At 45.8% G+C, this 22021-nt stretch carries 19 protein-coding genes; 6 read left to right on the top strand and 13 right to left on the bottom strand.

Annotated features, from left to right (window positions below):
* Positions 1-11: 11 nt before the first annotated feature.
* From ACZ5PW_RS10630 to ACZ5PW_RS10600, 7 genes are all read right to left on the bottom strand, one after another.
* Positions 12-758, bottom strand: a complete 747-nt coding sequence (locus ACZ5PW_RS10630; protein WP_464560391.1) for a DsbA family protein — start codon at positions 756-758, stop codon at positions 12-14.
* 158 nt (positions 759-916) lie between these two features.
* The gene (locus tag ACZ5PW_RS10625) at positions 917-1351 is read right to left on the bottom strand and encodes an exosortase system-associated protein, TIGR04073 family (RefSeq protein ID WP_464553103.1); all 435 of its coding nucleotides are present in this window, start codon (positions 1349-1351) and stop codon (positions 917-919) included.
* Between the two features lie 168 nt (positions 1352-1519).
* Positions 1520-5101 carry a PEP/pyruvate-binding domain-containing protein gene (locus ACZ5PW_RS10620; RefSeq protein WP_464553101.1) on the bottom strand — a complete coding sequence of 1194 codons (3582 nt, stop codon included), beginning with the start codon at positions 5099-5101 and terminating at the stop codon, positions 1520-1522.
* 302 nt (positions 5102-5403) lie between these two features.
* Complete coding sequence (locus ACZ5PW_RS10615; protein WP_464553099.1) at positions 5404-6327, bottom strand: biotin--[acetyl-CoA-carboxylase] ligase; 924 nt, start codon at positions 6325-6327, stop codon at positions 5404-5406.
* 115 nt (positions 6328-6442) lie between these two features.
* Entirely contained in the window at positions 6443-7582 is a 1140-nt protein-coding gene (locus ACZ5PW_RS10610) for a cyclic nucleotide-binding domain-containing protein (protein ID WP_464553097.1), read from the bottom strand.
* A 39-nt stretch (positions 7583-7621) separates the two neighbouring features.
* Positions 7622-8797 carry a cyclic nucleotide-binding domain-containing protein gene (locus ACZ5PW_RS10605; protein ID WP_464553095.1) on the bottom strand — a complete coding sequence of 392 codons (1176 nt, stop codon included), beginning with the start codon at positions 8795-8797 and terminating at the stop codon, positions 7622-7624.
* A gap of 48 nt (positions 8798-8845) precedes the next feature.
* On the bottom strand, positions 8846-9526 hold the full coding sequence (locus ACZ5PW_RS10600) for a TVP38/TMEM64 family protein (RefSeq protein ID WP_464553093.1): 681 nt from the start codon (positions 9524-9526) through the stop codon (positions 8846-8848).
* A 126-nt stretch (positions 9527-9652) separates the two neighbouring features.
* On the opposite strand from ACZ5PW_RS10600, the gene ACZ5PW_RS10595 reads away from it, so the two are divergent.
* Positions 9653-10780, top strand: a complete 1128-nt coding sequence (locus ACZ5PW_RS10595) for an HD domain-containing protein (protein ID WP_464553091.1) — start codon at positions 9653-9655, stop codon at positions 10778-10780.
* Here ACZ5PW_RS10595 and ACZ5PW_RS10590 read toward each other — a convergent pair.
* Together ACZ5PW_RS10590 and ACZ5PW_RS10585 are read right to left on the bottom strand one after the other, a co-directional pair.
* Positions 10769-11257 (bottom strand): hypothetical protein, encoded by a 489-nt coding sequence (locus ACZ5PW_RS10590; RefSeq protein WP_464553089.1) that lies wholly within the window; start codon positions 11255-11257, stop codon positions 10769-10771. The genes ACZ5PW_RS10595 and ACZ5PW_RS10590 overlap by 12 nt on opposite strands.
* Positions 11258-11266: 9 nt before the next feature.
* Complete coding sequence (locus tag ACZ5PW_RS10585) at positions 11267-12040, bottom strand: hypothetical protein (RefSeq protein ID WP_464553087.1); 774 nt, start codon at positions 12038-12040, stop codon at positions 11267-11269.
* Between the two features lie 411 nt (positions 12041-12451).
* On the opposite strand from ACZ5PW_RS10585, the gene sucD reads away from it, so the two are divergent.
* From sucD to ACZ5PW_RS10570, 3 genes are all read left to right on the top strand, one after another.
* Entirely contained in the window at positions 12452-14548 is a 2097-nt protein-coding gene (sucD, locus tag ACZ5PW_RS10580) for a succinate--CoA ligase subunit alpha (protein ID WP_464553084.1), read from the top strand.
* Positions 14541-15632, top strand: coding sequence for a glycosyltransferase (locus ACZ5PW_RS10575; protein WP_464553081.1), 1092 nt, complete (start codon positions 14541-14543; stop codon positions 15630-15632). Before sucD ends, ACZ5PW_RS10575 begins: the two co-directional genes overlap by 8 nt.
* 105 nt (positions 15633-15737) lie before the next feature.
* Complete coding sequence (locus ACZ5PW_RS10570) at positions 15738-16457, top strand: 4Fe-4S double cluster binding domain-containing protein (protein WP_464553077.1); 720 nt, start codon at positions 15738-15740, stop codon at positions 16455-16457.
* 160 nt (positions 16458-16617) lie between these two features.
* Here ACZ5PW_RS10570 and ACZ5PW_RS10565 read toward each other — a convergent pair whose 3' ends face one another.
* From ACZ5PW_RS10565 to ACZ5PW_RS10550, 4 genes are all read right to left on the bottom strand, one after another.
* Positions 16618-17073: a metal-dependent hydrolase gene (locus ACZ5PW_RS10565; RefSeq protein ID WP_464553073.1), complete on the bottom strand. Its 456-nt coding sequence runs from the start codon at positions 17071-17073 to the stop codon at positions 16618-16620.
* 241 nt (positions 17074-17314) lie between these two features.
* Positions 17315-17767: a YaiI/YqxD family protein gene (locus ACZ5PW_RS10560; RefSeq protein WP_464553070.1), complete on the bottom strand. Its 453-nt coding sequence runs from the start codon at positions 17765-17767 to the stop codon at positions 17315-17317.
* A gap of 150 nt (positions 17768-17917) precedes the next feature.
* Entirely contained in the window at positions 17918-19078 is a 1161-nt protein-coding gene (locus tag ACZ5PW_RS10555; protein WP_464553067.1) for a SufB/SufD family protein, read from the bottom strand.
* 24 nt (positions 19079-19102) lie between these two features.
* Positions 19103-19867, bottom strand: a complete 765-nt coding sequence (locus tag ACZ5PW_RS10550) for an ABC transporter ATP-binding protein (RefSeq protein WP_464553065.1) — start codon at positions 19865-19867, stop codon at positions 19103-19105.
* A 365-nt stretch (positions 19868-20232) separates the two neighbouring features.
* Here ACZ5PW_RS10550 and ACZ5PW_RS10545 point away from each other — a divergent pair, with 365 nt between their 5' ends.
* Positions 20233-20985 carry a Smr/MutS family protein gene (locus ACZ5PW_RS10545; RefSeq protein ID WP_464553063.1) on the top strand — a complete coding sequence of 251 codons (753 nt, stop codon included), beginning with the start codon at positions 20233-20235 and terminating at the stop codon, positions 20983-20985.
* Complete coding sequence (locus tag ACZ5PW_RS10540) at positions 20985-22010, top strand: STAS domain-containing protein (protein ID WP_464553061.1); 1026 nt, start codon at positions 20985-20987, stop codon at positions 22008-22010. Before ACZ5PW_RS10545 ends, ACZ5PW_RS10540 begins: the two co-directional genes overlap by 1 nt.
* Positions 22011-22021: the final 11 nt, after the last annotated feature.

Genomic DNA, 22021 nt, shown 5'->3' with positions numbered 1-22021 from the left:
ACAAGCTCCGGCTACATCTGATTCAAACAATCTTCACAAATCTCACCATCATCAGGAACAGATTCGGAAGACTTGACCAGAATTAAATCCACCATTTCTTCAAAACGCTGCTCCGGCATGTATCCCCTTATTGATACGCCATTAATAAGAAATGTAGGTGTAGCATCAAGACCGAATTCTCTTGCTTCACGTTCATCACTGAGCAGTCTCTCCCGAACTTCAGGGGATTCAAGCTTCTTCTGTAATGCGGCAAAATCAACCCCAAGCTGATCAAGGATTTTCTTCAGCAGAATTCCTTCCTTGTCATTATAAAGCGCTTTCTGGTTTTCAAAGGCCAGATCATGAAACTTATAAGCCATCTGAGTATCAATCATGGTCAAGGCTTCAAATACTGCAGCCAACTCACGGGACTGCTCGTGGAGCGGAAGATGTTTAAAAAGAAGTTTATACTTTGCAGGGTGTTCCTTCACCAACTTGCGAACAACCTTCGCACCTTTGCTGCAGTAAGGACAAAGAAAATCTGTATACTCTACGATTGTGACCGGAGCATCCTGATTGCCCAGAACTGCCCGTCCGGGGAGAAAAACAGGCTTATAAGGATTTGCGATCTCAGCTTCAAAACGGGCTTCGCGCTTTGCCTTTTCCCGGGCATCAATTCCATGCTCAACGATTGCAAGCACATCAATGCTGTTTTCCCGCATGGCCTCCAGAACTATCTGAGGGTTCTCCCTGAGAACTTCAACAATCTGATCTTTCATCACTTTTTTATTTGCACATCCTGAGAAAGCAAAAACGACCAATAACAATAGAACTATATTTCTTCGCATCTAAACAACCTGTGATTAGTATTTGATTTACCCAAAAAAACCTCCATCGGGTTACCTCAGGAGGTTTAAAGATCAAGTATTAAAGAGAATTATTCTCCAAGTCCGCTCACGTCAGTATAAGTTTTATCGCGGGCATCGACCTTATCCATAAACTCAGATGATACAAATTCTTCGTCCATGGTCGGGGCAGCAGGTCCACCGAAAGGTGAAGTCACAATGTCGTATGCCCCGGAAACAATCCTGCCCGCTCCATAGGCAATACCGACAAAAAAACCACCAAGATATCCGGCTGCCTGCTCTGCCGGCTCATCGGACTCAGCGGCCATATTCACGGGCTGGTTTACGATCTCCAGCGGAGCACTGAAAACATTTGTCACCCCTCTGCCGAGTTTTCTTGGAGCACGGTCAGCGTAGGAATCTTCACGCCCGACATAATTATTGGAATTCATGGAACATCCACTTAGCAACATGGAAGCCAAAGCCACCACTATCAAAAATATATTCAGCCTTTTCGAATTAATCATTATTACTCCTGTTAGCTTAAATATATGCCCGCGCACCAGTTCCATGTCAAGGATAAGCGTTGCAGGACAAGGCTTATATGTAATTCTTCAGGCTTCCATTTAGAATATTTTCGTAAAAAAAGCCGTCCCGAATCGGGACGGCTTTTGAATTCTCTATAGCAGTAAAAACTACCACTTTCTGGAACGCTGTTTTTCCAAAGCGGCTTCCTGTTCCTCAAATGAGGAAAATCCGGCATGGAGCAAGGCGTCTTTAACGGTCTGACTCCAATCCCAGGCTGAATAGATAACCGGCTTGTGGAAAGTTCCGCGGAAAGTATCCATTTCCTGACGATAAAAGTCTTCCTTGGGGGTATCAATGTTATCGCGGAGCTGTTCGTTGAGCCGCCTGATTTCACCCTCATACCAGTCTTCAAGATCTTCGGGAGTCTTGTACTTCTTGATAATATGGCTGTAACCATTGGCTTCCATCAGCTCAGCAAGCTTTTCGAAGTGTCTGGCCCTGATCCATTTACCAAGTTCGCTAACTTTTATGTTCTCAGCTTCAACAGCAGCCATATCAAGCTTAGTCTGCAGATAAGTATCCGGAACAACTGAAGCAGAAACAATACCCGCAATGCAGACAACTCCACGGAGAATCACGCTGTTTGAAACTCCCTGCCCGCAGAAACCGATTTTCTTACCGAACTTCTGACCGGTAAAAATGGTGGACAGGATAGCCCAGACAACCGCCGGGTCCTCTTCATCATAAATATGCTGGAGAGCGGAGTTATCACGGTCTGTGCCAAGCACAAGCTGTGTCATATCGTTGGAGCCGATGGAAAAGCCGTCAACTTCCTTGATAAATTCCTTACTGAGAACTGCATTGCTTGGAATTTCAGCCATGAGGATAAGCTTGAGACCGTCTTTGCCTGATTCAAGATTGTGAACCTGGGAAAGGTAACGCTTCATGCTGCGGGCTTCTTCAATGGTTCTTACGAAAGGCAGCATTATGTGCAGATTTTTACCGCCGAATACGCCGCGCGCAAGCTTGAAGGCTTCCAGTTCCCAGTCGTGAATATTTCTGGAAACACCACGGTAGCCGAGCATCGGGTTGTCCTCGTGATGCTCAAAAAGCAGACCGCCAAGCAGGTTGTGGTACTCGTTGGTTTTGAAATCCGTTGTTCTGTAAACAATATCTTTGCCGTAGAAGGCCAGGGCGAAGAGCGCAAGACCCTGTGAAAGAGTCTGGATATAGTTTTCTTTACCGGTCCGCAGTCCACGGGATTTGATTATATCAGAGATACGCTGTCTTAAAGTGGTAACCTCATCCATTTCGGACTTGAGTCCCATTTTAAGTGCAACCTCTTCACGCAGATCCTTGATCTTCTCGATGTGCTCAAGAACCATGGGATTAGTTCTGGCCTTTTCGAGGATCTCGGGGAGCTCATCCAGAGACTCTGTGCGCTTATAGATGAATTTTGAGTCTGCACTTTCCTCAACATGAGCACCGATTACAGCCTTTACATGCTCCTCAATCTTAACTGAGGTCTTAAGCGCGTAGAGGCTCTCAGTGGCATGCTCAAGATAATGGTCAAGCTTTTTGTCAAGCTCTCTGAGCTTGCGGTGCATAGCCAGAACCTCTTCAGTTCCCCGCGCGGTATTTGCCTCTGCGAGTGAATCCATTTCCTCGGTAAGTCCGGTCAGCGCTCCGACGTATTCCCTGAGCTTGAGATTAAGCGTAATCAACCCGGAATCCAACTGGGATTTCATCACTGCGGTCAGACGCGCATCCAACTCGTCCAGTTTGGCCTGAACCAGTTTGTCCAGCGTCCCATTGTCATAAGCTTCAAGGGCAAGCGGATGAACGCCCACGTTGGCAAGCATAAACTCAGCCCGAAGAAGACCTACTTCAAAATCAGGAACATCCCTTAGGCGGGAAAGAAAAAGAGACTGACCGACATCCGCAAGGATAAGGCCGACTTTGGTCTTGGTAGCGGGAAGCTCAGCTGTATTGATGGTTCCGCCAACTTCATTAAGCGGGAGGAGGCCGCGATAAACCTGACCGCGTGAACCGTCAACAGTGATTTCCTGCCCTTCAAGTGAACGGAGTATTTCAAGACGCTGAATACCGATAATGGCCGGAATCCCCAGTTCACGGGATGTGATTGCGGCATGGCTGGTGTCACCGCCCACATCGGCAAGAATTCCGGAAGCAATGCGCATTCCCGGAACCATGTCGGGATCAGTTCTTTCGGCAGCGAGAATATCGCCCTTGTGAACCTTGTTCAGCTCAAGAGCGGAACGCAGGTACTTGACTGTTCCCTGCCCGGCTCCCCGGGAAGCGCCATTACCTTCAAGAATAATTTCAGCATCAACCAGTGCAGCCGGATCAACCTCCAGCCTGCGCATGAAAATGGAATGCGGATGCTGTTCAAACTCCTCGTTCCAACGGGTTTCAGGACGGGCCTGAACAAACCAGAGGCGGTCTGCTGCATCAAGGCAGAACTCGGTATCCATGATCATCCCGCCATAAGCAGAACTGATGGAGCGTACTCCCTTGGCTACTTCCTCCGCCTGGGCCAGCGATAAGGCCCAGCGATAAACAGCACCTGCCTGAACCTTTTCAACCTTGGTACCACCCTTTTCGTTGTAAACGATCTTTTTATCTTTGCAGCCCATGTAACGGACAACAACTTCTGAATGATCATCACGCTGAAAAACATAGAATTTGTCGGGGGTAACCATACCGCCGACAACAGCTTCACCAAGACCGTAGCTTGCATCGATTGAGACCAGATCCTTACGATCAGTCCCGCGACAACCGGTGGCAGTATCTGCACTGAAAGCAGTACCGGAGATAACCGGGTTGATCATCCGCATAATGCAGACGGAAAGAGAGGTGTTTTCAATAGCCCATTCTTTCTTGGCATCTTCTGCAATTGAAGCGTCACCGGTGTTCTCAGCAAGCGTGACCGCATCAAGGATAGCCTCACGGCGGTAAGTCATGCTGCGCAGATTATATGCGGATGCGCAGTCCCAATGATACGCAGTGGCGCACTGGTCTTCACCCACAATATTAAGGTAAGTGTCCTGCAGGCCGGCAAAAGCTTTCTTGCGGCTGTCTTCACCTGCGGCAGATGAGCGGACCGCAACGGGTTCATTCTCAAGCCCCGCATCCTTGCAGATTGAAAGATAAGCTTCCCTGACAGCTGTCTCCACCTCTTTAGGCAGATCAACGGACAGAATTGCACTTTGCACAAGAACGGAGCGCTTACGAAGCTGGTCGATCCCCTCAGGAGAGGTTGCAAAACCCTCAACAACGTTGTTGATGAAGGTTCTTAGCTGAATCTGGGTGTCGTCAGAATGCTTACTGGCCTCTTCCTTGATGACACCAGCAATGGAGCGGACAAACTTCTGTAGAAATTCACTGTCGCTGTTTACTTCCTCACTGCTCCAGTCCACAGCATTGTATTCACTGTCAACAACAGATCTGACAACACTTGCGTGGACTCTGGTTTCATCGAGAAGTTTATGAAATGCTAGAGAAGAGACAGCCCTGAACTGTGGAGACCTGATACCCTCTACCTGACTGATCAGTGCGGTATTGTAGTTCTTTCCACCAACCAAAAGCTCAGCCTCTTCACCGATTGCAACTATATCGGCCCCTGTAAGAATCAGCTTTTGTTCAAGCTGCTTCTTTTTCTGAGCTTTCTTGGGAGCTGCGGCCACCGCTTTTTTTTCGGTGCCAGCTTCTTCCGTCTTACCAGCCATCGCTTCCTCCTTACGCGTCATGATCTTAACAGAAGGGCTTTACCTGGAAGACCTTCTGAATCAGGATTCCGTATTTGAATAGAAATTTTAGAACAGTTGATAAATAGAGATACCACCCTGCCAGAGAAAAAGACAGGGCTCAGTCAAAAAAGACATATCCAAAGATTATCCGGAAGAACTCCGGAACAAACTTCCCCTTCCCGGGAAGTGAATGAGACTGCTTCCCTTACAGCCTCATCCTGTAGAAGACCATTTCCTCAGCATGCAACGCATGTCAAGGAAAAATCAGGATTTAAGCAGATCTATAAAGGCATAATCGAGCCCGAATAGATACTGTGTTTTTCTCCATCCTTCTCAATCACAAGACCGCCGTCAGATCTCAGTCCGCAGATTACCCCCCGATCGACTTCTCCGGGGCCGTCTACTATGCGCACTTCTTCACCGAACCAGACCAGTTGATCAGCCAGCTCGTAGATGAAATTCTCAGCTTCCTGTGAGTTGATGATGGAATCGAAATTATTGCGGAAATACTTGACCAGTTCAATCCAGGTTTCCAATGGACCTATCTGCATTTCATCAGTATTTATCTTGCCCGCCGGAACAGCGTGATCAGGGCGCAGCAGCTCTCTGCCGGGAGCATATGACAGGTTAAGGCCGATCCCGACCATGATAACCCCGCCCCGTTCTTCAATGAGAATCCCTCCGGCTTTACGTCCGTCGATAAGGATATCGTTGGGCCACTTCAGTTGTATTTCAACCCCCAGTTCCTTGAGAGCATGGCATGTGAGATATCCCACAATAAGAGGCAGAATACGGTTCCATACCGGCCTTGCTTCACCGGGCTTTCCACTATCCATTGCAGGCCACCGTATGGTCCCGTACAAATTACCCGGAGGAGAAATCCATTCTCTGCGAACCTGCCCTCTGCCGGTCTGCTGCTCCTGAGCTATCACACTTCCCCACTCCGGAAGATCCTCAAGGGCGTTCAACCGCCATGCTACATCAAGGCTTGAAACACATGCCCCGCATACAGCCACGGGAACACCCGTCCTGGAACCTGAAAGCCATGTGGAATAGGTTCTGTACTCAGATTCCTCTTTATTCCAGGGACTGAATTTTTCAATATCTCTACCCCAGAGAGGATGACTCTGAAACAGTTCTTCCGGAGAAGTTTTAGGCAGGGGACTTCCTTCTTTACCGCTGACAATCGTAATTCTCGTAATCATACTTCATTATCCCATGTAAGGTGTTTGATTGGCAAGAGTTTACAGCCTGAATATACACGATTTATGAAATTTATACAGCGGTATACGTAAATTATGACCTTTACAAGCAGTGCCGTTATTGTCCCTCTCCCCCGGACTTGATCTCTCTTATCATTTCAATGAGCTCTTCTTCCACATCGTCAATTTCGCTTTGATTAATAGCATCCGAAGATTTTGCATCTTTCATAATAGCAGCGGCAATTTTCTTGGATATGGACATCAGAATCCTTTTCTTGGCATCCTCTTCAGCCACGGCGAGCAGAATACCGAGCTTATAGTATCCAAGTTTTTTAAAAACAGCCTTAAGAGTTCCGATATCCACAAAAATGATATCATCCAGTCCTTCCAGCTCATCAATGGACTTACGCTTGCGTTTGGCTTCCTTGAAGTAACGGTCACCTTTTTTCTCAGCCCATTTTATAGTCGCATCTTTGTGCAGAACACAGATATCCTCAGGAAATTCACCAACGCCTATTTTCTTGTAAATCATGTCCGGATTGGAATCGACCATTTCAGCAAAATCATCGATATCCATATAATCGGCAAGACGGGTTTTCCCACCGAATTTGTTAATATCTCCGGACAGATTCTCCGCAACGACCAGAAAATTATCAGGATCGGTTATGCTGATATAAGGGATATTACCCATCTTGGTCATTGATATCATGTTGAAACCAGTGGCATTCTTTACAAACCTATCAATTTCTGATTTCGGCATATTGGTGATATCAAGAAGCTCTTTAGAAAAATCTTCAAAATTCAATCCCAAAGGACGTGACTTTGAAGGCATTGTCTGGTGAATGCGGTGTTTCAAATGAAGAAGACGGCAGAAAGTCATCCATGAGTTATCACTACGATTATCGGAGATTGTACGGTTGGAATTGGCAAGGCGGGAGGCGAGTATTCTTGTGAGGTGAAAAACAGTCGGATGACTTTTTTTCAGAAGCAGCAGAAGAAGCTTGGCAGTCAGAACCATGACCTGACATTCTGAAGCTGCTTCAGCCCCGGCCACTCTGGGTGCTTTGGAAATAATAGCCATCTCTCCAAATATTTCACCCGGCCCCAACGTGGCCAGAACGCTCGATTTTCCATTAATATTTTTGATAATATTAACCGAGCCGGACTGGATCATATAAGCCAGGTTTCCGTGATCCCCTTCCTTGAAAATCACATCGCCTTTATTGAATGTCTTGGCTAGAGGTTTCTGGGAACTCATCTCCCGTCTCCTTCTGGCAAGTCTGTCCATAATTTCATCCTAAGCGGCACCTTTTAGTTTTCTGATGGAATCAAACAGTTCATCACAACACTCAAGAACCTCGGGGTCTGACATTGATCGATCCCGTGGTGGCTCGCTCAGCAGGATGTTAGCCATCTTACGACCGATATTACGCTTGATTTTTTCTTTGTTCTGATCATCACCGGCTGAATAAAGGACAGAAATCTTATAAAAATCCAACCCCTTAAGAGCCTCGGCAAGTGTATTGTTGTCGATGTAGATAAGATCATCGGCGTTTTCAAGGTCCTCAAGAGATTTTCTGGGCCTCTTGAACTTCTTGAAGAAATTATCATCCTTATCCTTGCTCCAATCCACTGCTTTTTCACGATTAAAAAACAGGAGATTTTCAGGCATTTCTTCCTTGATAACTTTCTTGTAAATCAATTCCGGAGTGGCTCCGGTCTTATTGGCAAGATCGGAAAAGCTAATATAACTCATCCGGGGCTCAACACTGGCCCCTATTTCCCGCATCTGTTTATACAGCCCGCGCAGGTTAGGCATAAACTCTTCAAAGTCATTGATATGTATATACTTTTCAACAAAAGCACTTTTATCCCCTTTTTTGGGGGTACGCAAATCTATTAGCCGAAGTTTGTATACATTATCCAGAAAGGCATCAATCTCCAGAGAAGAAAACATAGTCAGCCCTTTAACCGTTTTTTCAAAGGACTTAACAGAAAGACCAAGCTTATAATTTTCAATTTTGGCCTGCATACTCGGGGGAGTATAGGAGTATTCCTTATAGGCGAGATCCAGCATGGTCGCCAAAGAGATGAAAGCGTCACTCTGTTCCACGCCTGAAGACTTGCCATCAGTGGCAACAACACGCTTCGCAAGAAGCTCCACTATCTTCTTTACCGTCCCGGGAGAAGCGTCCAGAAGCTTGTGCATAAGCTCTTCTGTCAGAACAACAAGCTCACAAAAGCTTGAGGCTTCGGCATAAGCTGTGCGCTTCTGATCAGTCAGTAAAGCCATTTCCCCAAAAATATCGCCGCGCCGTAGAGTAGCCAGAACCGTTTTTTTATCATTAACCTTGCGGTAGATATCAACAGTACCGGTTTTGATCATATAAGCGACTTTGCTTTCCTGACCTTCCGCGAAAATGATCTTTCCCTTGTGGAAACTTCGTATACTTGGTGATGTTCTCGGTATCATTGCCTTATCTGGATTATGCTTAAAAATTGTTCAATATAGTTGCAGACACTACACATTTCTACGAGATTTGACAAAAGAAACTATCTTCCGGACAACTAGAGGAAAAATACCCAGAACAGCAAAGGAAAGAATAAGACTCGGCTGAACTATTCCGGCCAAAGAATCTATTTGCCCCAGTTCTTTTCCGGCATTGACATAAACCATGGTTCCGGGAAGCATTCCCAACTGAGAAACCCAGTAGAATGTACTAAGTCTCATGGGAGTCAGACCCATAATAAGATTGATGACCACAAAAGGAAACGCCGGAATCAAACGCATTGTAAAAAGATAGAATGCCCCCTCCTCGGCTATTCCCTTATTAACCCTTTCAAGTCGCTCTCCGAATTTTCGCTGAACGTAATCACGGAAAAGATAGCGGGAAAAAAAACATGCCAGAGTTGCGCCGATTGAACTTGCAAAAGAGATTGTCACAACCCCCACAGTAAAACCGAACAACGCTCCGCCCGCAAGCCCCATCACAGTCGCACCGGGGAGGTTAGCCCCCACAACAATAATGTAAAGAAGAAAAAAACTGAACACGGTCAGAAAAGGGTTCTGATCATAGAAAATCTGGAACTCATCACGCGAGTTCTTAAGGTAGTCCAGAGTCAGAAACCTATCCAGATCAAAAACAAAAAAGAGTACAACGGCAGCGGCAAAAAGAGTAACGATTAGGATTTTATTTTTCATTGCGCTTAAGATATCATTAACCGTAAATTAAGCAAGTAAAGCATTGCCCAGAAAGGAATCCGGATAAACAGCAAAAACATGGCAACCAGTAAGAATAAATTGAAATTACTCATAGCGGGGGGAGCAGTGAGAGACCTGCTGCTCGGCCGCAATCCTAAAGATCTGGATTTTCTTATCGCTTCAGGAGGCGTCAATGACTTCTTACGTATATTTCCAAAAGCACGTCCAGTAGGCAAATCCTATGAAATATTCTTTTTCAAAGGATTTGAATTTTCCTTTCCGCGCTCCAGAGGAAATTCAACAGAAGAGACCATAGACCTAGATTTGAAAGCCCGGGATTTTACCGTAAACAGCCTTGCCCTTGACGCTGAAGGAGAACTTTACGCTCATCCGCTGGCCCTTGAAGACTTAAAAAACAGAGTTCTACGACCATGCTTTAAAAATGTATTCCGCGAGGATCCACTCAGGGTATTTCGGGCGGCTGTTTTTCTGGCCAGATTTCCAGAATTTTCACCCCACCCGGAACTGACCGCTTTGATGAAAGAAGCAGCTGGTAATGACAGCCTTTCCCACATAGCTCCGGACAGGATAGGAGTTGAACTCCAAAAGGCTCTTAGCGGCGCAAAACCGGGAAATTTTCTTAGACTTATCATCGAAACAGGATGCCACAGGCACTGGTTGCCGGAATTAATGGAAGCGGATGAAATTCCTGCCGGACCGCCCCGGTTTCATAACAAATCGGTCAGCGGCCATATTGCCGAACTGATGGATAAAACTGCTGGAGATCCACTTACCTGCTGGATGGCCATGTGCCACGATCTAGGCAAAGTGCTCACCTCCAGGGACAAACTTCCATCCCACCACGGACACGATAAGACCGGAGCTGTTCCGGCAAAAGAACTCGGGGAAAGACTGCTGTTACCGAAAAGATTCATCCGTGCCGGGGAGACCGCGGCACTTCTGCACATGAAAGCGGGCAATTATGAAAGTCTAAAACCCGGAACAAAGGTAGACCTGCTTATGAAACTCCATGTAAGCGGATTACTGGAAAACATGCGACAGCTGTGCAAAGCAGACAGGAATGAGGATGTAATGAAAAACGCATCTTCCGATCTGGCAGAAATACTTAAAGTTACTCTTCCAATCAAAGAAAGGAATCTCGGCAGAGAATCAGGAGAGAAATTAAGGAGTCTACGTGCGGCCCGGTTGAAATCCTTCAGCCGAGCCCGCAACTGGCAGACCTTACTCAAATAAATATTTATACTCTTCCGCTATTTTATCTGTAAAATTCATAAGTGACGCGGCAGAGCTCTCTACACTTCGAGCATTTACCAAACCAAGCTTTTCAGAAAGGTAAAAAGGAACCACATCCTGACTTTCTGCAAATGTCCAGACGACAGCATACACGGAACCAATCTCGGGGCGGTCTGCGAATTCACTGCGCGAGAGGACTTTCACGCGCACAGCTTTCCCGCTTTTATCCGCCAGCTTGAATAATACGGACTTTCTGAAATTCTCTTTCAACTTGAGAGCAAGAGTTCCGCCCAGTTCATCATTTCCCACATGCTCAATAACAACAGGTACCCCCTGTTTTTCTACTTTCTTCTCCTCCACCGGAGTCGCGGGTTTTACCTTGGAGTCAGGAACATTTTTCTTTTCCTGAGCAACTGCCACTGAAGCCATACAAAACAATAAAGCCAGAAGAACCGTGAATCTCACAATGTTTTTCATATAAACTCCTTAATCAACACTGTCTTTTAATTCTTTTAGCAGCGCCTTAACACGATTTTTGTCACGTGAATAGGTTTCGGAGCAGAACTCACTTATATAAGACCCGACTTCCTTACGCTCAGGCAGATCCGGAAACGCGGGAAAATCTATGTCCTTTATGGTAATCACCTTGTAGGCCATTTCATCATCAATTGCCTTGCACTGCGGACCGACACACCCCGCGATATTTTCCTTCTGCAATTCTACTGGATCAAGGGATTTGGTAAACTTGAGAACATCGGACGCGGTTACATTATGGTTCACTTTGTCGATTTTCACATTGATTTCATCAGCCATGTTGAAAAAATCATCTCGATTGGCAGAACGGACTTTTCGGCCGCTGCCATCATCCTTGTAAATACCATGCATATAGTCTTTTATCCGATACTCCAGCATTTCATAAATTATGAAAAACCACTTCTTGTATTCCCCTTTTGAAGTCAATGACATGGAAGGAGAACTCAGCAGTCTGGCAGGCTCGACCCCTGCAGGATAATGAAACAGCTCACTGTCGATCCCTGCAGAAATCCAGAACTCGTCCATCCCCTTTCGCCCGAGACATATTTTCTCAAGAAGAACACAGGCCCGGTAGATGCTGTAAAGCTTGCCATGCAATTGCTCCGAAACTTCATGAAAAAAATCGAGAGCTTCATCCACATCGATACGGGCTCCGAAAAAGGAATCCGCCATTTCGCTCAGGACCTCATCTGTCAAAGCGTCTGACAAATCTTTAAAATCGGCCATAAAATTTCCTTTGCTGATTAATTTTCAAAATATTATACGGAAATTTTTTATTTGTTCCGTATCCATTTATTTACAAGGGTTCCCGGCCTCAGCAGCACCGAAAACCGTATATGAATTAACTAATTAAACTTGAGAGTGCCATATAATTGAATTATACGCTATGGGCACGAGTATCATCTGAAAACGATTTTGGAATGATATCTGGAAGATTCAGACGCGGTTAACCACCTGCTCAAATTAACTGCGTTTTTCGAAAAAATGTAACTCTGAAGAAACCTTTTAAGAAGTTAAAACGCGAGGAAACCCAAAAGGACTTACCTTCGACCGCCTGAGGCAAAATCATCAGCCAGAATAGTGAAATGCACCATCTGCTGATAAGCCGAATTCAACCGTAGACATACTGGAGGGAGTATGCTGCTCAATGAACACTTAAGTAAAATTCTACTCAAAGAGGCTGCCGGGCTTCCCGTGCCCACCGGAGTGAAAATTACCGAAAAAGATCTGCCGGAACTTGAACCCTATTTTCCTCTGCCCTGGATTCTTAAAGCTCAGGTTCCGGTTGGCGGACGAGGAAAGGCAGGCGGAATCCAGAAAGTTGACTCAAAGGACGAATATGAAAAGGTGGCCCGCCGGATTCTGGAAATGGAAATTAAAGGACACAAAGTTCCCTTTCTGAGAGCAGAACCCGCGGTTGACATTCGAAAAGAATTCTATCTGTCCCTTACCCTTTCCCGCCAGCGGCGCAAAGTTATCATGACCGTAGGCCGTGAAGGCGGGGTGGAAATTGAAAACATGGGCTCGAACAACCTGCTCATTCAGGAAATAAGCCTACCCGGCGGATTACAACCCAACCAGATCCGCGCAGCTTTTTTTCATATCGGCATAGCAAAGGAACTTTTCGGTGATTTCAGCAGTATCGTCAAAAATCTTTACAACACCATGATAGACTATGGACTCCTGCTGGCGGAAATAAACCCCCTTGCGCTTACAGGATACGGCAAACTCCTGGCACTGGACGGCAAAATTGAGATGGACGACAATATAGTCGAACTCAATCCCGCCCTTGAAAAATACTACCAGCCCGAGCACTCCACTCCGGTTGAAAACATTGCCCGTGATGCCGGAATGAGTTTCGTCTCTCTTAAAGGCTGGGTGGGACTTATCGCCAACGGAGCAGGTCTGGCCATGGCCTCAATGGACGCGCTGAACTTCTCTGACCTGCCCGCGGCAAACTTTCTCGACCTCGGCGGAGCGGCCGACCAGAAACGAATTGAAACCGCCCTGCGTCTGCTTTTTGATGACAAACAGGTTGAGGCTATACTGATCAACCTGTTCGGTGGAATTCTTTCCTGCGAGCTGGTAGCCAAAGCACTGGTCGCAGCGCTTGGCGGCAAGGAGCCTGAAAAGCCGATTGTTGTGCGCATGTCGGGAAACAGCGCGGAAGAAGGCCTCAAAGTTCTCAAGGAAATCAACAGCGAGAAACTCCACCGGGCCAGAAATATGCAGGAAGCCCTCGACCTGCTTACTAAGCTGAAGCCCTCCGGTGCCCCCATAATTGATTTCCCTGAACCCATTGCCGCAACTCCGGACTCACGTCCGGAAGACATTGGCTATAAATCTCAGCACTTATTTGAAATTGATAAAGATACACCGATCCTTGTTCAGGGCATCACCGGTTCCGAAGGGCGTCTGCATACCAGATTAATGCTTGAATACGGATCCAATATAGTCGCCGGGGTAACCCCCTTCAAAGGCGGTCAGGAAGTGCTCGGCGTTCCCGTTTACAATTCAATCAAAGAAGCCCAGCGCCACCATGAAATCGGAGCCAGCATAATCTTTGTACCCCCGAAACTAGCTACTGACGCAATTCTTGAGGCTGCATCCTGCGAAATTCCCTGGGTAGTCTGCATCACTGAAGGAATTGTCCAGTCGGCCATGCTTAATGTTCTTGAGCAGGTTAAAGGCGGCAAGTCCCGTATTGTGGGGCCCAACACTCCGGGAATGATCGTTCCCGGGCAGACGAAAATAGGAATCCTGCCCACCACCCCTTTCTCACCCGGACCGGTAGCGGTTCTTTCCCGTTCCGGAACACTGACCTACGAGGTCGCCGACCGCCTGAATCAGGAAGGAATAGGACAGTCACTGTCAATCGGTATTGGCGGAGACTCCTACATCGGCACTACTTTTGCGGATATTTTTGAAATGCTCCGCAATCACGATGAAACTAAGGCCGTGATCGTTCTGGGAGAAATTGGCGGAACCGCGGAACAGGATCTGGCGGACTACGTTATGGAAACCGGATTTGACAAACCCGTACTTTCCTTTATTGCTGGGCAGACAGCGCCTCCGGGCAAACGTCTGGGCCACGCTGGCGCAATCCTCAAGGAAGGAACCGGAGTTCAGGGTAAACTGGAAAAAATGCGACAGGCAGGTTTCACAGTATGCCCCAGCCTTGAATCAATACCACAGCTCACAGCAGACGCGCTTGGAATTAAATTAAGTGAATAAAAACGTATGTTTTTTCAATAGTAATAAAGCCTGGGGCGGTGGGGAAAAATGGAATCACCATTTTTCCCTGCTGCTGCGGGACAAAGGCTACAATGTCTTTGTGGTAACCAACCATAACTCTGAACTTGGTGACCGCCTGCAAAATGAACCCGGTATTAATCTCCATAGAGAATCCATCGGCAACCTTTCTTTCCTGAACCCTTTAGTGATGGGCCGCCTGAAATCCTTTTTCAGCAAAAACAAAGTTCAGACCCTGATCACAGCCCTGCCCTCGGACCTTAAAAGCGGAGGGATAGCAGCCAAACGGGCTGGAGTTAAACGGGTAATCTACCGCAGAGGAATTGCAGTTCCGGTCAAAAACTCCATGCTGAACCGTTACATTTTTTCCAATGTAGTCGATAGGCTGATTGTAAACTCCCTTGAGACAAAACGGACCGTCCTCGCCAATAACGCACAGCTGATTGATGAAGCTAAAATCCGCCAGATATACAACGGATTCGATGTTGAAGAGTTCGACAATCAGCCCGCATCTCCCCTGTATGTTTCTGAAAACAATGAAATCATAATAGGCAATGCTGCCCGTCTTACTGCTCAAAAAGGACAGAAGCACCTCATCGAAGCAGCCAAAATCCTCAAGGACAAGGGGTTGAATTTCAAAATCCTGATTGCCGGAAAAGGCGAGATGGAGGAAGAGCTCAAAAGATACGCGACTGAATTGAACGTGAAAGATAAGATTTCATTTCTCGGGTTTATCGGGGACATGAAATCCTTTCATATTTCGCAGGATATTTTCTGCCTGCCCTCTCTCTGGGAAGGATTCGGATATGCTTTAGTTGAAGCAATGACGCTCGAAAAACCGGTAGTAGGATTCAACATCAGTTCCAACCCGGAAGTGGTTTCCAATGGCGAAACCGGAAGACTTGTCGCCCCGGGCAACTCCATACAGTTGGCTGAAGCTCTCGAAGAAATGATCACTGACGAAAATTTACGGAAGAAAATGGGCAGAAAAGGAAGACTCAAAGTTCTGCAAAATTTCAACACCCCACTGGTTCTGGACAAATTAATTCGCCTGATTGAAGAATAATCTTCACTGAAATTAGCAGGAGTTTGTCGATTTTATTTTAAATTATTGAACTAATATGTCATAAATTCACGCAGCAGTTGAAACTCAAAATGGGTGAGGCGTGAAATGACAGAACTTAAAGAAGAACTGTTCAATAGTGCCAGAGATTGGGGTGCAGATCTTATTGGAATAGCAGACACCACTCCTTTGCTTGACATGGAAACAAGGCCGGAAGGACTACTTAATGGTTTTCCGAGAGCAATTTCAGTCGCGGTCCAGCTATCCCGGGGTATCATAGACCTGATTGAGGATACACCGACAGAGCTCTATTCTCAGCATTACCAGCGAATAAATGCACTCCTCGATAGAATAGCCTGTAGAATCAGTGGGTTTATCCAGAACAATGGCGGGAAAGCACTGCCCATTGCTGCAAGTCAAATCTTATGCGAAGAGCGCTATGTTTCATACATATCACATAAAGCGATAGCCATAAATGCAGGGCTTGGATGGCAAGGTAAGTCCCTGCTGCTTATCACTCCGCAACATGGTCCCCGAGTAAGACTGGTCACAATACTGACCGATCTGGAATTACCGGCAAACGCACCGGTAAAAAACCGTTGCGGCAAATGCAGTAAATGCAGTGAGGCATGTCCGTCAGGCGCAATCAAAAATGTCGGGACTTCATTTCATTACAAGTCCAGAAATGAAGCAATTGACTTTACTACATGTGTCAATCATATAAAAAAAGTTTCCGGATACGGTAACGTCGCCCCTTATATTTGTGGTGTATGTGTATCGGTATGCCCATGGGGTAAATCAAAGAAAAGACATTTGGAAATAGTCTAGCTCGTGCTAAATTCAACAACTCATATCAGCTCAAAGGCCTATACATTTTCGGCACAGGCAGTGGGCAGCTTTCACATTCAGTTGATTCGTTAATTCACGTCAGATGCTGAAAACACAATTCCAGAACCACATTATCACACCCCGATCATCCGGTAATCCGCTAAATACCGAACTCCCGATCAAGCAGCAGATGCGAGAAATATCCGGTCACAAAAGCCACATAAAAAGGAAGTAAAGTTGGAAAATCCTGCCCGTACACATAATAAGGCAGGATAAGCATGGGCATGGGCACAATGAGCATCGCCCACCAGGTGTGCGTCCAGCCGCGATGAGCACTTATGCCGGGTAGCATTGCAAGCACTCCGAGATACGCCGCCCACTTGTACTCCTTGAAATAAATCAAAGCCAGCGACAACCCCAATCCGGCAGTGTAAAAAAGCCTCTTTCCTTTTGAATCAGTATCTATATCCGGGAACAACGCTCCCAAAACACAGAGAATCAGAAGTACCGCGACTTCCTGCGGATCAATCACATACATACCGATGTTAACCAGTATGAGAAGCACCAGAACACCGGCAACTATTGATCCGCTGATATGAACTTTATATCCAGGCATTTATATAACCAACTATTTTTAAAAGAATTATTATCTAAACTTTTTCTCAACTTCTGCCTGAGCATATAAAAAAATATGAAGTTCATGTCCATTGAAAGAAACCGGAAAAAAGCTGGGCTTGCAGAGTGTATGCATTCAAAAGATCAGAAACATCTAACTTATTTGAAAATAACTCAATAAACTATCTGAAATTACGGACAAGCAATACGCCGCTGCATTTTTCTTCAACTTTCTCTGACAACTATCCATTCAAATTGCGGGTCAGGTACTTATCCAACTGATTCGTAAAATTCTGTTTGTCCTTGGGACTGAAGGAAGCCGGGCCACCTGAAACTGTTCCCGCACTACGTAACTCTTCCATCAGATTGCGCATACTGAGAATGGATTTGATGTTGTCCTCTGTGTAAAGCTCACCACGGGGATTGAGTCCAGTCGCGCCTTTCTCGACGATTTTATCAGCCAGAGGAATGTCTGCTGTAATAACCAGATCACCGGGTTGGCAGAGTTTGACAATTTCATTGTCAGCCACATCAAACCCGGACGAAACCTTTATCAGGTCAATCAGTGGTGAACCGGGTATTGATAAATACTGGTTGGCGACCAGAGTCAACTTCACTTCCCGCCTCATTGCGGTTTTATACAGAATTTCTTTTACCGCCCTTGGACAGGCATCGGCATCGACCCAAATATGCATATATCTTTCCTGTTTTGTTCTTAATGCTTACTAACCCCATACAACGGGTAAACTTACCACCTGATATTCAAGGGAATACACCAAAGCTCTTCAAACAAAAAGAGCCCATCCTTGACGGACAGGCTCTTGTAAAAACATATTTTAGTTACGCTACATTGCGTCACTGGCATCAAGCTCTTCGATCTGGCGATCGATTTCTTTCTGCAGCTTTTCAGGCAGTCCCATGATGTCGACATTGAGAAAGCCACGCACGATGGTTGAGGTCGCTTCATCCTCATCCATACCACGGGCCATAAGGTACTCAATCTCTTCCTGAGCGATTTTACCAACCGCTGCTTCATGGGAAAGTTCAACGCCTTCCACAGTACCTTCAAGCTCGGGTACAGCGTGAATGCGTCCACCACCGAGAATAAGTCCCTGACACTCAATGTGCCCGCGTGCGGGAACATGGTTGCCCTGAATGTGACCACGGGAAATGATGGTTCCACCAGTGGTAATTGTCCGGGAAATGGTTTCAGCTTTGGTGTTCGGAGCGTTCTGGATAATACGTGTTCCGGTATCGATATGGGAACCCTCAGGGGCTACCAGAACAGAATTAAAACGGGCAACAGCACCTTCACCGTTAAGGAAAATAGTGGGGTAAGACTGAAGGTCCTTAACTTTCTTCATAAGGACATAGTTGTTGATGAGAGCACCGCCCTCTTCAACTACTCCGACAGTCCTTGGACGTACAACCGTGTTTTCACCCCAGTTATGAACCATGGTGAAAGTCAATTTACCGCCTTTCTTGACATAAAATTCGGAAAGACCGAAATGTCCACCGGAAAATTTATCATGCGCTGCGGCACATCCGGTAATAATATGAAGTTCCGAATCTTCCTCGACAACCACAATATTGTGGATGTTCTGCCCTGAATTCTCGGACTTGAGGAAAAGACAGGACTGCACAGGTTTTTCGATCTTAGCACCTTTTTTGGTACGCACGAAATAACCGCCATGCAGGTTGTCGGCAGTGTTACGGGTAAATTCGTCTTTATCTTTATCAATCAGATTGAAGTAGTAATCAGGAAGACCATCGTATTTCTCGAGAGCCTTTTTGATATCCATTACTTCAACATCTTTATCATTGGTTCCGCAATGGACGTTGGAATGGTCCACCTGCATGAAAGTTCCGCTCACATCTTTAGCGTCAACATCCACACCGGCCATGATGAGCTGTTCTTTTTCATCTTCTTTAATTGCGGACAGGTCTTCGATAAAATCGTGCTCAAGACCTTCAAATTTAAAATCGCTCAGATTAACTTTACTCATGATTATCCTCCGTGGATTAGAACCCTAGTTCAGACACCTTACACATTCCTGGTATCCGTACTTGCGGATGTGCTCCAGAATATCGCGAGGTCTGGCTTCACAGCAGAGATGTCCGTTATAGAGGACCTGTCCACGGTCAGCATTTATATAATCCAGAATATGTCCGGTATGGGTAATGATCAGGCCGCAGGTTTTGGAGCCGAGTTTCTTTTTCTGCTCTTTCATGCTTAGATCAATATTGGGCTGAATATCTCCATCAAGCAGAGTGCGGACCATTTTACCAATGAGGTGCATATTTTCGAGGTCAACACCCGATTCAGGCTCATCAAAAAGCAACAAGCCGGGATTCTGCGCCATCAACTGCAGCAGCTCGGAACGCTTTATCTCCCCGCCGGAAAATCCAGAGTTGATATCACGGTCAAGGAAATTTTCCATATTCACACGCTGAGCAAGTGATTCAACATCAATATTGGATCCGTTACCGCACATCTTGACCAGATGGCGGGTTTTAAGACCATGAATAGTCGGCGGACGCTGAAAGGACATTCCAATACCGAGTCTTGCCCGCTCATAAATTGGGGCATAGGTGATATCTACATCCTTGTAGGTAATTTTGCCTTGAGTAACATTATAATTACTGAAGCCCATAAGGGTCATAAGCAGGGAGGTCTTTCCGGAACCGTTGGGTCCAAAGAGGATAAAAGTTTCCCCGTCTTTTATATGTAGGTTGAGGCCTTTAATGACCTCCTTGTCGCCAATACTGACGTGCAAGTCTTCTATCTTAAGCATTGAAATTCCTCACTTTATAAGCGAAAAGCCAAAAATGGAGTTATTTAGTCGAAATAAGTACGCCCTGAAGAGCTAATAAAATTCACTTTTCAAGTCCAGAATAAATCGTGATTAATTTAACAATATCATACAAAAGGCGTATCTGTTCTCAAACCTGACTATGAGAAAGACTCTGTCCGACTTTTCAATTAACAATCCGTTCATCGCCGGATTAGCGGATAAACGGCTAAAAAAAATCAAACATCATTTAAATGGTAATGGGACTGAAAAAGTCAAGCTATAAAAAAATAAATTTAACATCCACTAATATTTACTTCAACGAATTTTCTGACTAACTTGATGGCTCATTTTTCAGGAGATATATTATGGGCAAAAAAAAAATAAAATCCCTGTCCGACTTGAAGGGACTTAAATTCAAAGAGAATAAAAAAGAGACAGAAGATGCACATCTACCTAAGGCTGTGCGGAAAACACTTGAAGCAATAAAGAAAAAAACTGAGCCGGAAGTGAAAGAAGATAAGATTGAGGATATAGATGAAGAGCTGGCTTTCATGGCGGCAATGACCGGAGTAGAACGCATAGACAAACCCACCGTGGCTGCGGAAAAACCCAAACCGGCCCCGGTCGTTAAAAATGAAGACGACCTTGAAGGGAAAGCCTACCTCAGCAGCCTTGTTTCAGGAAAAATAGAATTTGAAATTGAATACTCAGATGAATTCATGTTCGGATTTGTTCGGGGTACGGACAGCAAGGTATTCCAGAAGCTCAAAAATGGTGCTTTCAGTTATGAATCACACATCGACCTTCACGGAATGAACTCAGACCAGGCTCTGGATAGTCTGCTTTTCTTTGTCCGTGAGTCTTTTCTGCAGGGTAAACGCTGCATACTAGTAGTAACCGGGCGCGGTAGAAACTCACCGGGCGGACACTCCGTGCTTAAACGAGAAGTTCAGGAATGGCTTACCCGTGATCCCTTTAAAAGAATCGTTCTGGCTTTCAGTACAGCTCAGCCCAAGGATGGCGGAGCCGGGGCAATTTATGTACTCCTCAGAAAACAGAAAAAAGTTCAGGGCAAAGTTCAATGGGATAAAGGCATGAACTGGGGCAAGGATTTATAGTGGAAAACGGTTACGCCCCTAACAGGACCAGAGTTTCCTTCGGCCTACCTTTTTTCAGTATGGACTTCAACGAGCTTACGCTGATGATTGAAGAGCTGGCAAATGCGAGAGGAAGTAATCTGATCTTTACGGCTTCGTTGCCCTGGCTTCTGGATTTTTCAAAGAATCCACTGCTCTGTCCTGCCGAAACTGATTATATTCTGGCTACCGATTCGAACCTCACCGCCATACTTAATAAAATGGGCATTAAAATTAAGATGCCGCTTGAGTATTTCGAATTCCCGGAACAGATCGCCCGCATCTGCGCTCACTACGGATACAGCATGATGCATGTTTCCGAGACTGGTTTAAAGTCGGATATTCTTGTCAGTGACGGGTATGTCCCTCTTTCATGGGATCTATTCACCCATTTCAAAACCAGTGGAGAACTGGACGAAATAGACGCCCGTTCAATCATAGACAGCGCCCGGGATTCAGCCCCGAATATTCTGCTGCTCAATGCCCCACCCGAAAGCCTGAAAAATTATGCTGCGACAATTTTCAGCAGCCTTGAGAACTGCATCATGATATGCGTCCCTCAGGATGAAGAGCGCAACAGGATACTGGAAAAAATGGATAATGTTCTAAGTCCAATGCTGATCATGTTTGAAGAAAATGATTTTATCGAACAGCTCAAACTATCCACATCAATAGCTCTGCCTTCTTCAATCAGCTACAATGATTCAAGTGATCCTGCTTCAATAAAAATCACCGGAACGCTTGATAGGCAGACAACCTCTGAATTGCTGAGAATGGGAAACAAACTATTGGACAATGGAATGGACATTGATCTGGATCTTTCAGACACCAGCGCAGTTTCGCTAAAAGGAATCGAAGCAGTCTATGGCCTACTACAGATGTCAAAACAAGCCGGTAAAAAACTGAGAGTGTCACAGATATCCGTAAATATCCAAAACACACTCCACAAAGCCGGAATGGCTCATTTTATCGAAAGCTTTCCCGGTATTATTTCAGAGCTGGATTAACATGAACAGCA

The organism is Maridesulfovibrio salinus (genome assembly GCF_055394525.1).
The sequence above is the reverse complement of the archived record's forward strand: the minus strand, read 5'-3'. Positions and strand labels throughout refer to the sequence as shown.